This is a genomic window from Sinomicrobium sp. (assembly GCA_029266035.1).
Lineage (GTDB): Bacteria > Bacteroidota > Bacteroidia > Flavobacteriales > Flavobacteriaceae > Sinomicrobium.
In genome coordinates this window covers 1-14,290 of sequence record JAJUFH010000040.1, presented here as the reverse complement: position 1 = coordinate 14,290, position 14,290 = coordinate 1, and the positions used below count along the sequence as shown (strand labels likewise).

The 14,290-nt window shown below is 41.8% G+C and carries 13 protein-coding genes, 2 tRNA genes and 1 pseudogene; 10 read left to right on the top strand and 6 right to left on the bottom strand.

What is annotated here, in order from left to right:
* Positions 1-151 precede the first annotated feature (151 nt).
* The 3 genes from ACYZZR_RS12880 to ACYZZR_RS12870 all read right to left on the bottom strand — a co-directional run bounded on the left by ACYZZR_RS12880 (position 152) and on the right by ACYZZR_RS12870 (position 3,916).
* Entirely contained in the window at positions 152-2,569 is a 2,418-nt protein-coding gene (locus ACYZZR_RS12880) for a TonB-dependent receptor (protein ID WP_461534418.1), read from the bottom strand.
* Positions 2,570-2,763: 194 nt separating this feature from the next.
* Complete coding sequence (locus tag ACYZZR_RS12875; RefSeq protein WP_461534417.1) at positions 2,764-3,138, bottom strand: DUF3037 domain-containing protein; 375 nt, start codon at positions 3,136-3,138, stop codon at positions 2,764-2,766.
* Positions 3,125-3,916: a HipA family kinase gene (locus ACYZZR_RS12870; RefSeq protein WP_461534420.1), complete on the bottom strand. Its 792-nt coding sequence runs from the start codon at positions 3,914-3,916 to the stop codon at positions 3,125-3,127. The genes ACYZZR_RS12875 and ACYZZR_RS12870 overlap by 14 nt, the downstream gene beginning before the upstream one ends.
* A gap of 215 nt (positions 3,917-4,131) precedes the next feature.
* Between ACYZZR_RS12870 and ACYZZR_RS12865 the strand changes: the two genes are divergently transcribed.
* The 3 genes from ACYZZR_RS12865 (at position 4,132) to ACYZZR_RS12855 (ending at position 6,368) form a co-directional block, all read left to right on the top strand.
* Positions 4,132-4,956: a mechanosensitive ion channel family protein gene (locus tag ACYZZR_RS12865; RefSeq protein WP_461534416.1), complete on the top strand. Its 825-nt coding sequence runs from the start codon at positions 4,132-4,134 to the stop codon at positions 4,954-4,956.
* A 144-nt stretch (positions 4,957-5,100) separates the two neighbouring features.
* Positions 5,101-5,556 carry a BRO-N domain-containing protein gene (locus ACYZZR_RS12860; RefSeq protein WP_461534415.1) on the top strand — a complete coding sequence of 152 codons (456 nt, stop codon included), beginning with the start codon at positions 5,101-5,103 and terminating at the stop codon, positions 5,554-5,556.
* A 71-nt stretch (positions 5,557-5,627) separates the two neighbouring features.
* Positions 5,628-6,368: a hypothetical protein gene (locus ACYZZR_RS12855; protein WP_461534414.1), complete on the top strand. Its 741-nt coding sequence runs from the start codon at positions 5,628-5,630 to the stop codon at positions 6,366-6,368.
* A gap of 74 nt (positions 6,369-6,442) precedes the next feature.
* Here the strand turns inward: ACYZZR_RS12855 and ACYZZR_RS12850 are convergent.
* Both ACYZZR_RS12850 and ACYZZR_RS12845 read right to left on the bottom strand, forming a co-directional pair.
* Positions 6,443-6,817, bottom strand: a pseudogene (locus ACYZZR_RS12850) (Fic family protein); the annotation flags it as partial.
* 81 nt (positions 6,818-6,898) lie between these two features.
* Positions 6,899-7,438 (bottom strand): RNA methyltransferase, encoded by a 540-nt coding sequence (locus ACYZZR_RS12845; protein WP_461534413.1) that lies wholly within the window; start codon positions 7,436-7,438, stop codon positions 6,899-6,901.
* A 227-nt stretch (positions 7,439-7,665) separates the two neighbouring features.
* On the opposite strand from ACYZZR_RS12845, the gene mutS reads away from it, so the two are divergent.
* The 7 genes from mutS to ACYZZR_RS12810 all read left to right on the top strand — a co-directional run bounded on the left by mutS (position 7,666) and on the right by ACYZZR_RS12810 (position 13,187).
* Positions 7,666-10,236, top strand: coding sequence for a DNA mismatch repair protein MutS (mutS, locus tag ACYZZR_RS12840; protein ID WP_461534419.1), 2,571 nt, complete (start codon positions 7,666-7,668; stop codon positions 10,234-10,236).
* Positions 10,237-10,394: 158 nt separating this feature from the next.
* A tRNA-Gly gene (locus tag ACYZZR_RS12835) sits at positions 10,395-10,467 on the top strand.
* A 48-nt stretch (positions 10,468-10,515) separates the two neighbouring features.
* Positions 10,516-10,601: transfer RNA gene (locus tag ACYZZR_RS12830), tRNA-Leu, on the top strand.
* Between the two features lie 188 nt (positions 10,602-10,789).
* On the top strand, positions 10,790-10,996 hold the full coding sequence (locus ACYZZR_RS12825; protein WP_461534412.1) for a helix-turn-helix domain-containing protein: 207 nt from the start codon (positions 10,790-10,792) through the stop codon (positions 10,994-10,996).
* A complete protein-coding gene (locus ACYZZR_RS12820; protein WP_461534411.1) occupies positions 10,993-11,328 on the top strand; it encodes a HipA N-terminal domain-containing protein in 336 nt (111 codons plus the stop codon). The genes ACYZZR_RS12825 and ACYZZR_RS12820 overlap by 4 nt, the downstream gene beginning before the upstream one ends.
* Entirely contained in the window at positions 11,321-12,265 is a 945-nt protein-coding gene (locus ACYZZR_RS12815) for a HipA domain-containing protein (RefSeq protein WP_461534410.1), read from the top strand. The genes ACYZZR_RS12820 and ACYZZR_RS12815 overlap by 8 nt, the downstream gene beginning before the upstream one ends.
* A gap of 193 nt (positions 12,266-12,458) precedes the next feature.
* Positions 12,459-13,187, top strand: a complete 729-nt coding sequence (locus ACYZZR_RS12810; protein ID WP_461534409.1) for a pirin family protein — start codon at positions 12,459-12,461, stop codon at positions 13,185-13,187.
* 200 nt (positions 13,188-13,387) lie between these two features.
* Here ACYZZR_RS12810 and ACYZZR_RS12805 read toward each other — a convergent pair whose 3' ends face one another.
* The gene (locus ACYZZR_RS12805; RefSeq protein WP_461534408.1) at positions 13,388-14,017 is read right to left on the bottom strand and encodes a LysE family translocator; all 630 of its coding nucleotides are present in this window, start codon (positions 14,015-14,017) and stop codon (positions 13,388-13,390) included.
* Between the last annotated feature and the right edge of the window lie 273 nt (positions 14,018-14,290).

Genomic DNA, 14,290 nt, shown 5'->3' with positions numbered 1-14,290 from the left:
GAGCATTTCATTGACTGACAAAACCAATCTTCGAGACCTTTTTACCAAAACTAAATTTCAATATGACAAAGAACGAAATAGCCTTAATGGGCAAAATTTATTTAATTTTTAACTCGTCCCAATTTTAATGGGACACTAGTGAATTATTATATTAAATGGAATAATTGAGTTTTACATATACTGCTCTTCCGGGTTTTAAGACCGCAAAATTGTCGTAAGCATGTGCATCGGTAAAGTTTTTGACATCTACACTAATAGTCATTTTTTGATCGGGAAACACATAGCTCACGCCAAAGTCGTGAATGTATTGTTGAGGCACCCGGAAGTCTTCATGTCCGTTCAACCTTTTAACCACCCATATATTGTAGAACGAATCGACAAAATTGAAGTTGTAAAAAAGATTGAGTGAAGAGCGTTTGGCAAACACATCCTTAAGTCTATAGCTGGCGTTGACATTGGCAGTCATAAAAGGCTGACTGGGAATCTGCACATTGTACAGGGCCAAAACCTTTCCGTTATGGTCGTATTTTGATTTGTAGCGCGTATCAAATCTGGAAAAATTTGCCAATACCTCCAGCTTATTGTCGTATATATATCGCAATTCTGCATCTACTCCCTTAGACTGGGTCTTGCCCAGGTTTTCAAAGCCTGCCGTTTGAATAGCATCATTGAGATTAGTATGTGTTTGACGAACGATTTTGTCTTTAGTATCGCGAATAAATCCATTCACTCCGAGAGAAAACTGATGTTTTTTCACTCTGTACAAACCTGCTTTAAAACCTACATTCAGGTTGTTGCTACGCTCCGCTTTTAATCCCGAATTTTGAACTATATTTACACCTATATCACCAAATATTTCATTTTCAGCCGGCAATCGCACTGCCTTTTCTGTCGAACTGAGAACCGCCAAGGCAGGAAACACCAAATAAGAAGCTGCAACACCATATCCCCACTCATCTGTCGATTTAGAAAATCTTTTTTCCACCCTTACATCTTCCCCTTCAATGCGCTCTATCTCCGGATCCATCTTGTTTACTTTCTGCTGGTAGTACTTCCCAAAGAGGCTTGTTTTTAGTTTGTCTTCATTCGCCCTTAACTCGTAGGTGAAGGAAGTCACATTTTTTATCAAGTTACGCGTACCGATAAAGTCACGCTGCAATCCGGTCAGATAGTCGTCGTCCTCTTCTCGCGATATATCGTACAAAAAGTGATTGAGTATCAATCTGTGATGTTCGTTAATGCTATAACCAGCACCTCCTCTAAGTGAAAAGATCTCTCTCCGTATATTTCCCAATGTAGGAGCCCCTTGTTGAGCTCCATCTGGTCTATAAATCGGATTCCCGTTCAAATCTCTACTTATCTCACCATACCAGTTATAGTTGTATGGCACTGTATCTGTAACATGTGTGTTGCGCTGACTGTACAAACCGTAGAGATAGACATCAAGACCTTTTAAAACATCATTCTTTTTATAGCTGAGGTTTACCACCTTTGCATCGGCATCTACAAAACGTCCTTTATACGGAATAGTCATATAAGTTCCGTGCTGTACCTCGTTGTACTGGTCGGATACGGTTATCCCCAATCGAATATCATCTGCCCATTTAAGGTGGCGATATCCCGCTTCTACCATCCCACCCACAGAGCGATAGGCATCGTTAAAGCGCCTTGCTGTAACATAGTCGTATCTCCCGTTGGGCAGTATATTGCGAACAAACTTGCCCGAAATCTTATAATCGTTATCCGAATAATTGTAGAAGGCAGAACCTCTGAGATAGAAATTGGAGTTTTTGGCATTGTACACCCCCTGTAAACTCCCCTGAAACGTATTGAAAGAACCGTAAGATACCGAAGCGTTCAGTCCGCTGGCCACATCGTCTTTCAACAGTATATTGATAGCCCCTCCGAGGGCGTCGTCGGCCAGTTCACCGGGAACTACTCCCTTATACACTTCTATGCGCTCTATCAATGCCGGAGAAAGACTGTTCAAATCGAAAGAAGCACCGTAAGAAGACATTGGAATACCGTTGATAAATATTTTTACCGAATTGCCCGACATCCCGTTGAGGTTGTAATCGGTACGAGAACCCATGCCTCCGTTTTGCCTCACTTTGACCCCTACAGTGCGATTTAACAATTCGTTGGTCTGTATATTGCGTACAGCTGCCTCTTCGGTCTCTATCACATTGACCGCAAATCCTTCTTTTTCCAGTTTAGACTTTACAGATTCTACCGAAACCACAACCTCGTTGAGTTCTTGAACTTTACGAACGACAATTCGATGTGTAACATCTTTGTTGTAAACAGTTACCTGATCGTATTCTACAGTTGTATTACCACTTTCACTAATCTCGATAAAATACTGTCCGTTTTCCACCCCTTCAAACCGATACGCCCCCACCTCAGAGCTTACTGTAACCATCTTCTGACCTTCGGAAGAGGAATAGAGTGTGAGCCTGGCACCTGACAATACTTCTCCTGTACTCTCCTCAACGGTCCCGGAAATCGTATACTGCCCGTAAATAAGTACCGGAACAAAAATGAAAACTATCAATGCGAAAAACCTCATCCTTTAGAAATTTGCCGCAAACATATAGTTTATTTAGATTAAATACAAATAATATATTTAAAGTTCTGTACTGTTTTCAGCAAGTCGCTACAAAGCAGCTCATCCCTTATAAAACGGATAAGGCGCCTGTTGTAGGCACCCTATCAAGTATCTTTTAAACCAGGTGACAGACCTGGTTTCTGTATCAAATTCAACTAGCGAACCACTGCCTCAAAAAGGCATTGCAGGGTTTCGTCCGGATCCTTGCAGAGTCCGGGGTGGGGTCTTGAGGTCTGAATCACCGAGCTTCTCACCGCTGTAAGCCAGCGAAAACGAGAAGCGTGGTCAAGTCCAGCTATGGGACCTCCATCGGTGCTACCATTACATATTTTCTCAAAAGAGTTGAGATTTTCTTCCAGCTGCTCCCTAGATATTTCACCTCCAAAAGCCTTAAACTTATCTGGGTCTATATAAAACAAAGCTTTAAGGAAAGACTTTTCCTTGCAGTAGAGCACAAGACCTACATTAAAAAACTCTTCGCGCTCTACTCTGGGCACCATCCGTATTACAGCGTATTCATACAACAGCATCTCTCGCGTGTTTTGCCTCGTTTAAAAAAATTTCGGAATGTTCTCTTCGGCGCTGCAAAAATTTAAAGTACACCTCCCGCAGCTGATCCGGACGCTCTTCCGTCTGTTCCCACTGCAGCCACTCATCGGGAATAAGGGCCACTATATTTCGCAGCACATCGTCGGTAAGCAGTTCTCGACATTCTCGATCTACCTCATCCAATGCCGAGGCCGAAGCCAGAAGTACGTGATCTTTTACATAGGGAAAAGGCGACAGAGCCTGTTTTTCCCAATTGCCCCAAGAGTGGTGAAAATAAAAAGCAGCACCGTGATCTATAAGCCACAATTCTTTGTGCCACCACAGCATATTGGTATTCCTAAAAGTACGGTCTATATTGGTGATAAAAGCATCCAACCATACGATCTTCGAAGCCAATTCACCAGACACTTGCATCGCTACCGGATCGTAATTAATGGCTCCCGACAAAAAGTGCAGTCCCAGATTGAGTCCCTCGCTCCCTTTCAACAAATCCTGTATCTCTTCGTCCCCCTCCGTCCTTCCGAAAGCCTCATCCAGCTCTACATACACTATTTCAGGAACCTTCAGTCCCAATCTTCTCCCTATCTCACCCCCTATTAATTCGGCGATCAGCGCTTTTACGCCGTGCCCTGCACCTCTAAATTTCACCACATAGGTAAATCCGTCGTCTGCATCTGCCATAGCGGGGAGCGATCCTCCCTCGCGCAAAGGCGCGATATAGCGGGTTACTACAACTTTTCTCAAATCACAAGAAGTCATCCTCAATATCTTTATCAGCACAAAAATAGTCTTTTCTCCATACTTCCGATAAAAACATCATCGTCCTATTCATCGCAGCACGATTACTCATCTTGGAGGGGGAGACACAAAGTTTTGCGCTTGTACCTCGTCTGACACATATAATATTACAATCGCCCCTCCTCTACTCTCCGCCTACAAACAATATGTAAAATATTTCTTTATTTTTGTTTTCTATGACGGAACACATTCTCAATATCGACCCGAGTATCTTAACCGAAAAACTCCTCAATTTCGGCACCTCTCTGTTGGAAGCTATAGCCATATTGGTCATCGGTTTATGGCTTTCAAAAATGATATGCAGATCGGTAGCTATACTCATGCAAAAAAGAGATATAGAACACACTACCCGAAATTTTCTCATCTCCTTTATTCGCATCATCCTCAACACCCTTGTTATCATTATTGCCATAAGCAGCATCGGCATCAAGGTCACTTCCATACTTGCTGTAATAGGCGGTAGTGCGGTGGGAATCGGACTGGGATTACAGGGCAGTTTTTCCAACTTTGCAGGTGGAATCATGATTATTATCACCAGACCGTTTAAAACAGGCGATTTGATACAGACCGAAGAACATATCGGCTATGTAGAAAACATTCATCTTCTGAATACCGTAATTCGCTCACCTCGCAACGAACTCATCATACTGCCCAATGCACCCTTGTTCAACACTCCGCTGTCTAACTATTCGGCCAAAGACGCCTATCGAATCGACATCACAGTGGGGGTAGCCTATAGATCGGACATACAGAAGCTTCGCCCTCTGCTCAAGGAAGCCATAGGTAGAAGCGAAATGTTTATGAGCGACAAAAGGCTTACTGTAGAAATCGAACAATTTACTCACGACCGCATACATCTGACCGTAAGAGCATACACCGCTCCCACCAACTATTTCGATGCCCCCCTTGTGCTTCACGATATATGCAAAAACGTCATTGAAGACAACGGCTTTGTAATACCGGTAAACCCCCAAGAAATTAAAATTGTAAAAGGGGAGTAAGATTGAATGTTATAGTGAGACAAGGGCTATCTTTCACTTCACTATTGAAAAAATAATTTTATTAACAATCTAAAGCTTACAAAACAAACAAACCAAATCTTATTTTTAATTACTATATTTGTTATTGCACTGGTAAAAAGGAAAATGGTCAAAAGAAATTCCATAAAATTATTTGAACAAAGGCAAATACGCTCCCATTGGGATGAAGACCGGGAAAAATGGTATTTTTCTATCGTTGATGTGGTCGGTATACTCACCGATAGTCCCAACCCGAGGAAATATTGGAGCGTTCTTAAAACCAGGCTAAAAAAAGAAGGAAATGAGTTGGCTACAAATTGTAGTCAACTGAAAATGCGGTCGGCCGATGGAAAATTATACAAAACAGATGTTGCCGACACTGAGCAACTTTTTAGGGTAATACAATCTATACCATCCAAAAAAGCTGAACCTTTTAAATTGTGGTTAGCCAAAGTAGGGAGAGAAAGAATAGACGAAATTGAGGATCCGGAAACTGCTACTGGTAAAAAAGTAATATCATCACTAGGTGCTAAAGAAATGGACATCTCTGAACAATCTCAAATAAAAGCAAATCGCAAATAGCGGCTTCACCCCGGTCTTCGGAATACAAGCATTTTTACTACCTTTAAAACAAAACTGAAAATCAAGTCCTTATGAAATCACTATCTGTACTTTTAGCTTTGTTGTTTATCGCATCGTTTACTTTTGCACAAAAGCTCGACGGCTCTTGGATACTTACTCATAAAAACGGAGAAGCAGTTTCGGGAGTGGAATACGTAAAAATATACCAGGACGGCTACTTTGCCTTTGGAGGGAAAAAGATAGCAGGAAACGAATTTCTCGACACCGGTGGAGGTTTGTACACTCTGGAAGGTGGGTTGTACAGCGAAACTCCCGACTTCTATACTTCAGATGTAGAACGTATCGGCAAAAAACAGGCTTTTACCATCACTCTTTCTGAAGTTTCCTTTACGCTTACCGCCGAAAACGGAAGTACAGAAACTTGGAAAAGACTCTCGGACACCAAAGATGAGCTCACCCGAAATTGGGTCATCACAGGACGTGCCGACAAAGAGGGCAACCTAAATCAAATGACGCCGGGCGACCGACGCACTGTAAAAATACTGAGCGGAGGGCGTTTTCAGTGGATCGCCTTCAACTCGGCAACTAAACAAGTAATGGGAACCGGAGGGGGTACCTATACCGCGGAAAATGGAAAGTATACTGAAAATATCAGCTTTTTCTCCAAAGACAACAACAGAGTAGGTGCTTCGCTGGAGTTTGAATACCAGCTAAAAGACGGAAAGTGGCACCACAGCGGAAAAAGCTCGAAGGGAGATCCTATTCACGAAATCTGGTCGCCGTACAGCGAGGCTTATCTCAAAGGGAAATAGTACGCTCCTATAGCGTGACTTAAATAATTTTAGACAATCAAGAAGTCAAAAAACAGAGAGATCCAAAGTTAAAATCACTTAATTTGTTTCCCCTTTTCTGTTAACCTATATTTTTGTTTACTGCTATTCGGTTTATCGGGAATAGTAAGTTCAATTAGATTTTGATCTATGGCAGGTTGTAAATAATTTTTTCTAAAGTTCTCTCTGTCTGCTAAGCCCAGTAACTCTTGTAACTCTTTTCTGTTATATTCTTGAGTTATAACTCTTAATAAGCGTTCAACTTGCGGGGTAACTTGCGGGGTAACTTGCGGGGTAACTCCTTCTGAAACAGGAAAAGTCATCCTGGTAAAGTTGTCCATAAACCGAAAACACTCTTTTCCGTAGCTCTTTAAAATCCGCGGAACACCAGACCCTAATTGTTCTACCAAATCCAGATCTTTGGTAAGTTTTTCTTTGTATTCTATTCGGTTTGTTTCAGACATAATCAGTGATTTGATGTAATTTGTAAGAGTTCAAGATCAAACTTAACCTCATTCCACTGCCACTTTCATCTTGCTAAACACATCCCATACCACTACTCCGGCGCTTACCGAAATATTTAGCGAGTGCTTGGTACCGTACTGTGGAATTTCGAGCGCCCCGTCGCAGGCCGACACCACTTCCTGATCTACTCCTTTTACCTCATTGCCAAAAACAAGGGCGTATTTCACTCCTGATTCAGGGGTAAAATCCTGAAGCATCACAGCACCTTCCACCTGCTCTACAGCCATCACCCTTACCTCTGCTTGTTGTAGCTCTCGCACCAAAGTAAGCGTATCTTTTGTATATTCCCAAGCCACGCTTTCCGTAGCGCCGAGGGCGGTTTTTCGTATGTCCTTATGCGGAGGCGTAGCGGTTATCCCGCAGAGGTATATCTTCTCTACCCTAAAAGCATCGGCAGTGCGGAATACCGAACCGATATTGTTCAGACTGCGGATATTGTCGAGCACAAGGATTAGCGGAATCTTCTCTGCCTCCTTAAATTCATCTACTCCCAACCTTCCCAGTTCGCTGTTTTTTAATTTTCGCATAGTATATCTGTATTTTTCTCCGGCTGACAAAGTTAAACTTTTGCTCCTCAAACCGAAAACATGAAGAAGGCTGTTTTGCCGAGCAAAAATTTCAAACCCCTAAAATTATTCATAAATTCGCCTTTGTTAAAGTGACGAGTGAGACTAAGAACAGACTACCGACTACGAACTAAGAACTAACAAACTAAAATTTGGCAGCGACTAAGAACAAGAAGGAAACTCCGCTAATGAAGCAGTACAACCAGATCAAGGCAAAACATCCGGATGCCATGCTGCTGTTTCGCGTAGGAGATTTTTACGAAACTTTTGGTGAAGATGCCGTAAAGGCCTCCGGCATACTAGGCATAGTGCTCACCCACCGAAACAACGGGGGCGACCGCTCCGAATTGGCCGGATTCCCGCACCATTCGCTGAATACCTATCTTCCAAAACTGGTGAGAGCCGGACAGCGCGTAGCGATATGCGATCAGTTAGAAGACCCTAAGCTCACCAAAAAGATCGTAAAAAGAGGAGTCACCGAACTCATCACTCCCGGAGTAGCGCTCAACGACGATATTCTCAATGCCAAGTCCAACAATTTTTTGTGCGCCCTTTACTTCGGCAAAAAAAAGTTGGGTATTGCCTTTCTCGATATTTCTACAGGCGAATTTCTCACCTCAGAAGGGCAGGCTGACTATATAGACAAGCTCCTTCGCAACTTCAACCCCAGCGAAGTATTGGTGTCTAAAAAAAACAAACAGGAATTTACCAGCCGTTTCGGCAACGATTTCCACAGCTTTTTTGTAGAAGACTGGGTATATCAAGAAGACTTTGCCCTGGAAATCCTAACCCGACATTTTAACACCAACTCCCTCAAAGGTTTTGGTATAGCCCATCTTGCCGATGCCATTATCGCCTCGGGAGCAGCACTGCACTATCTGTCGGAAACACAACACAGTCAGCTGCAACACATCACAGCCATAAACCGCATTGCAGAAGAGGAATACGTGTGGATGGACAGATTTACCATCCGCAATCTCGAACTGTATCACGCCACCGAAGGCGGTGCAGTAACACTTATCGATATTGTAGACCAGACCATTTCGCCCATGGGTAGCCGTATGCTAAAGCGCTGGCTGGCACTGCCCCTCAAGAATGCATCGGTCATAAAAAAGCGACACGGAGTGGTGAGCTATTTTACAAAAGAGCAATCCACTCTAGATGAGATACGAGCACAGATTAAACAGATAGGCGACATAGAGCGTCTGATCTCCAAGGTAGCTACCGGCAAGATCAACCCTAGAGAAGTCATACAGCTCAAAAACTCTTTGGAGGCCATTATCCCAATCAAGTCCATAGCGTCTGAGAGTGCAGAACCGGCACTGAAATCGCTTGGCGAACAACTACAAGACTGCGACACCCTACTTCAAAAGATAAGAGAAACCCTAAACGAGGAGGCTCCGGTAAACGTACAAAAAGGAAATGTTATCGCTGCCGGATTTTCTAAAGAATTGGACGAACTCAGAAATCTGGCTTTTTCCGGCAAAGACTACCTAGACAAAATGCTGGAACGCGAATCGGAACGCACCGGGATTTCCTCCCTCAAAATAGACTCCAACAACGTATTCGGTTATTATATCGAGGTGCGAAACACCCACAAAGACAAGGTGCCCGACACCTGGATTCGCAAACAGACCCTGGTCAATGCCGAGCGGTATATCACCGAAGAGCTCAAAGAATACGAAGCCAAAATACTGGGTGCAGAAGAAAAGATATTACAACTGGAGCAGCAGCTTTTTTCACGTCTGGCCGAATGGATCAAGCAGTTTATTGCCCCGGTACAGTCCAATGCCTCCCTTATCGCACAAATAGACTGCCTCAGCAGCTTTGCCCGACTGGCATTGGAAAACAACTACGTATGTCCGACGATAGACGAAAGCTTCGAACTGGACATCAAAGACGGACGACATCCGGTGATCGAGAAACAACTTCCCCCAGACCAGCCATATATCGCCAACGACGTATTCCTAGATCGCGACCAACAGCAGGTCATTATGATCACCGGTCCCAATATGAGTGGTAAGTCGGCCATATTGCGGCAAACGGCGCTTATTGTGCTTATGGCACAGATGGGAAGTTTTGTTCCGGCCGCAGCAGCGCGTATCGGTATTGTAGACAAAATATTTACCCGGGTGGGTGCCAGCGACAACATCTCTATGGGCGAATCGACCTTTATGGTAGAGATGAACGAAACCGCATCCATTCTCAACAATATTTCAGAACGCAGCCTAGTACTGCTCGACGAGATCGGGAGGGGTACCAGTACATACGACGGTATTTCGATAGCCTGGGCCATTTCAGAATACCTACACGAACATCCGGCAAAAGCAAAGACCCTCTTCGCTACCCACTACCACGAACTCAACGAAATGACCGACACCTTCGATCGCATCAAAAACTACAATGTTTCGGTAAAGGAGCTAAAAGACAAGGTCCTCTTTTTGAGAAAGTTGGTACCTGGCGGTAGTCAGCACAGCTTTGGTATACACGTAGCACGTATGGCCGGAATGCCGCAACAGGTGATACAACGCGCCAACAAGATTCTCAAAAAACTCGAAAAATCACACTCTTCCGAAGAGCTCAGCGACCGCCTCAAAACCGATCAAGGCGAAATGCAACTCAGCTTTTTTAATATGGACGACCCCCTGTTGGAAGATATACGAGAAGAGATACTCAACACCGATATCGACACCCTTACTCCCGTAGAAGCACTGATGAAATTAAACGAGATAAAACGCATGCTCATCAAGAAAAAATAAGCCGTGCTATATCCGAGAGAGAAAAGTGCGGCAATATCCCGAAAGGCGTACCAACAGTGACAGAGAAAGTGCTTTTTTAAAAATATTTCTTTGGTATTAACAGAAAAATACTAAATTTGCATCCGCAATATCCGTTACACGGGAACGCTCTTAAAAATGCGAAAATAGCTCAGTTGGTAGAGCGCCACCTTGCCAAGGTGGAGGTCGCGGGTTCGAATCCCGTTTTTCGCTCATTGTTTTTAGACCCGCTCTTGCAGCGGGTTTGTTTTTGATATAGCCGCTCGGATGGTGGAATTGGTAGACACGTTGGACTTAAAATCCAATGGACAGTAATGTCCGTGCGGGTTCAAGTCCCGCTCCGAGTACACAGTAACCTGAAGCTCTTTATTAATAAGGGTTTCAGGTTTTTTTATATCCTTTAAACAAGCGCTCACAACATTATTATTCATTTTTTATATCCTATTACATATAATTTCATACATTTACATATATTTATATCCTTTTGCATATAAAATAAAAACAAAGGACAATATAAATGTAATTGTATATAATTATGAAACAATCATTGGCACATTTTGTTAAAGAACAACGTAAGAAATTAGGACTTACTCAAGAAGAATTCGCTGAACGATCTGGCGTGGCTTTAACTGTTATTCGCAAAATAGAACAAGGAAAAGAAAACTTAAGTTTATCTAAAGTGAATCAGGTATTATTGATGTTCGGACACGTTTTAGCACCAGTAAACACAAAGGATTTATGAGACAGGCTTTGATTAAATACAATGCTGTTGATACGGGAATTTTAACTGAAACAGATCAAGGAACTTATATTTTTGAATACTTACCTGCATATATAGAAAGTTCCCCTAATCAATTTATTACCTTCCAAATGCCAGTAGGTAAACAGACCTATCAAAGCAAACGACTGTTCCCTTTTTTCGATGGTTTAATTCCTGAAGGTTGGCTTTTAAACATTGCTACAGATAGTTGGAAAATTAATCAAAATGACCGTATGGGATTACTTTTGGCTTGTTGTCAGAATTGTATTGGTGCAGTAAGCGTTCATCCAATAAAATCGAAGGAAAATGAATAAATGTTTGTATTGTTATCAACCGTTACAGGCTAATTCAAAACAGGAGTATCATGAGAAATGTGTTCAGAAGTTCTTTGGTTCAAAAGTCGCTCCAATATTGCCTTATAAAATGAGCGATATGGCTGTGTTGGCAAAAGAAGTGGTAGAACGTTCGGTAACCGTACCTGGTGTTCAACCGAAACTTTCTATGGGAGTGATTAATGATGCTTTGCAAGAGAAAACTTCGGGGAGAATGACCGTTTTAGATGCCTTAGAAGGTTTGTTTATCTTAAAACCACAAAACGAACAGTTCCTGCAAATGCCCGAAAATGAGCATCTGTCTATGCGATTGGCAGAATTATTCAAAATATCGGTTGTGCCTTCATCGTTAATTCGATTAACCTCCGGGGAATTGTGTTATTTGACAAAACGTATCGATCGAACCTCTTCAAACGAGAAAATTCACATGATTGATTTCTTGCAGATTTTAGAATTGGAAGATAAATATTTAGGTACGATGGAGCAATTAGGAAAAGCTATTGGAGAATTATCAGCTCATACTTTATTAGATAAATTTCGCTTTTTTGAATTGGCCGTATTTAATTTTATTATTGGAAATAACGATATGCATCTAAAAAACTTTTCTATGATTCATTCGGATGCAGGTTGGGTTTTGGCTCCAGCTTATGATTTGTTAAACGTAAAAATAATTCTGCCAAAAGACGAGGAAGAAATTGCCTTGCTGTTAGGAGGTAAAAAGAAAAATCACAACCGAAAATATTTCGAACGATTTGCAGCTACATTACAACTGAACGAAAAGCAAATGAACTCCGTGTTTAATCGTATTTCAAAATGGCAACCTAATGCCGAAAAACTAATTCAAGAATCGTTTCTCACAGAAGAATTAAAAGCCGATTATATAAAAAGTATCCACAGACAATTGAGCCAATTGATGTAATATATTGATGTACTCAAATCAGTGGAAAAATCAATTAAAAAAGATAAGTTAAAGGACAGTTAGCCTATAATTTTCAAGATTACTTAACCGTTAGAATGGTGCGGGCAAAAAGCAGGCGTACAAACCACAACGATCAACCAATTAGTTGCCGATATGACTGCAAGTCGGGTTATCTAATTAACACATTAAAATTATGTTGAAAAAATTAGACAAATCAATAAAAAAAGGAAATAGTCACATTTCCATTCTGTACCCCGGAAGGGCACTTTCTTCCCACGATACAGGCTATTATAGTTTTGGTCGCATCGACCAAGCGCAAATACAAGCAGGAGCAGTTATCAAAATGCACCCGCATGTAAATGACGATATTTTATCCTATTTCCGTTCAGGAGCCATTCGGCATACCGATTCTGAAAATAATTCGGAGCTCATCACACCCAGCCATTTGATGTTGATGAAAGCCGGAAAACTTTTCTATCACGAAGAAGCCGTAGAACAAGATATGGAGGGCTTGCAAATCTTCATTCGCCCCGGCGAAAAAGATGCCACACCCGAAGTTATTTTTGAGAAATTAGACGGAGTACACAGCATTGATCAATGGCGTTTAATAGCCTCCCCCGACAAGGAAAAAACAAAATTGCAGCTCAGCAGTCAAACTTGGATTTACGATATGCAAGCGACAAAAGGCAAAGTTTTTTCTCTTCCGGAAGAAGTAAAATCAGGATTTGGCTATTTGTTGTATGTATTTCAAGGAAAAGTTCAGGTCAATGGTGCTATCGAATTGGATAAAGGAGAAAGCGTATTTGTGCAAGATGAAAATATCCAGTTTACAACTGACGATTATGCCGAGATGGTTTTGTTTGTTACCGATACATCCGCCCCCTATTACGACGGTGGAATGTACAGTGGAAATCAGCGATAATAGATTTATTGCCAACACACTTTTTTAGCTGTTGCTTTTTTAATTTGACATAAACTAATGGACTAATGCTAGTATTCCCCAACATTACAAACAAAAAACACGATTAATGTTAGCAAAAACCAACATTAAGCCAAGCTAACAACACAGAAGAAATCCTTATTATAGAAGAAAGACAAACACCACCAAATACAAGAGACATTCTATTTTTCCGACAAGGCCAATTTAATTCCCATGGCGATAAATATCCCTCCGGTAATTCGGTCTAGCCATTTTTTAATGTTGTAATTCTCCCTGATACTTTTAGACAATTTAGAAGAGAAAAAAGCCAATGCCAAACACCACAGTGTTCCGGTGGTTACAAAGGTAAGACCGAGTATTAAAAACGGTAACGGGTTTTCAACACTTTCAGGATCTACAAACTGTGGCAAGAAAGCCAGAAAAAACAAGGCCACCTTAGGGTTTAATACATTGGTAAGTATTCCAGAGAGATAGATCCTCTTACCACTTAGCTTCTTATGAGTATCCTTCAGTTCGAATGCAGAATCACGTTTTGTCAGCAGCATTTTTAATCCGAGAAAAATCAAATAGCCCGCACCGGCATATTTTACAATCTGAAATGCCAATGCCGACTTGGCGATGATTATCGAAAGCCCCAACACCGCAAACACACAGTGAATCAAAGCCCCCGTTCCTATGCCTATAGCTGAATACAATCCGGCTTTTTTCCCCTGCGCAATACTCCGCCCCAAAATATACATAGTATCCGCTCCCGGAGTTATATTCAACAGCACAGAAGCCAGTAAAAAAGCTTCGTAATTTACTATTCCCATCTCACTTGATTTTAAAACACTGTACACTGATTTGTGCGGTGGCAAAAGTAATGATGTTTTTCCAACACCACAGCCCCCATTTTCACTACGCCATCCTTATCCGCGCCACCAAGGCTATTGTGGCTCTCAGGACCCCTAAGCCCCTTCAAAAATCGTTTAACGGGATTTAGACTACAACTATTAATAATAATTTCGTATATTTATACTTTCTTACTAGACCCCCTATAACCCTTTTAGCTGTATTTTGGGTTAAATGATGTTTTATAAGTATAT

Bases quoted from the DNA above. Each gene is read 5' to 3' on its own strand.
- ACYZZR_RS12880 (WP_461534418.1), bottom strand. From the start codon at position 2,569: ATGAGGTTTTTCGCATTGATAGTTTTCATTTTTGTTCCGGTACTTATT.
- ACYZZR_RS12875 (WP_461534417.1), bottom strand. From the start codon at position 3,138: ATGCTGTTGTATGAATACGCTGTAATACGGATGGTGCCCAGAGTAGAG.
- ACYZZR_RS12870 (WP_461534420.1), bottom strand. From the start codon at position 3,916: ATGACTTCTTGTGATTTGAGAAAAGTTGTAGTAACCCGCTATATCGCG.
- ACYZZR_RS12865 (WP_461534416.1), top strand. From the start codon at position 4,132: ATGACGGAACACATTCTCAATATCGACCCGAGTATCTTAACCGAAAAA.
- ACYZZR_RS12860 (WP_461534415.1), top strand. From the start codon at position 5,101: ATGGTCAAAAGAAATTCCATAAAATTATTTGAACAAAGGCAAATACGC.
- ACYZZR_RS12855 (WP_461534414.1), top strand. From the start codon at position 5,628: ATGAAATCACTATCTGTACTTTTAGCTTTGTTGTTTATCGCATCGTTT.
- ACYZZR_RS12845 (WP_461534413.1), bottom strand. From the start codon at position 7,438: ATGCGAAAATTAAAAAACAGCGAACTGGGAAGGTTGGGAGTAGATGAA.
- mutS (WP_461534419.1), top strand. From the start codon at position 7,666: ATGAAGCAGTACAACCAGATCAAGGCAAAACATCCGGATGCCATGCTG.
- ACYZZR_RS12825 (WP_461534412.1), top strand. From the start codon at position 10,790: ATGAAACAATCATTGGCACATTTTGTTAAAGAACAACGTAAGAAATTA.
- ACYZZR_RS12820 (WP_461534411.1), top strand. From the start codon at position 10,993: ATGAGACAGGCTTTGATTAAATACAATGCTGTTGATACGGGAATTTTA.
- ACYZZR_RS12815 (WP_461534410.1), top strand. From the start codon at position 11,321: ATGAATAAATGTTTGTATTGTTATCAACCGTTACAGGCTAATTCAAAA.
- ACYZZR_RS12810 (WP_461534409.1), top strand. From the start codon at position 12,459: ATGTTGAAAAAATTAGACAAATCAATAAAAAAAGGAAATAGTCACATT.
- ACYZZR_RS12805 (WP_461534408.1), bottom strand. From the start codon at position 14,017: ATGGGAATAGTAAATTACGAAGCTTTTTTACTGGCTTCTGTGCTGTTG.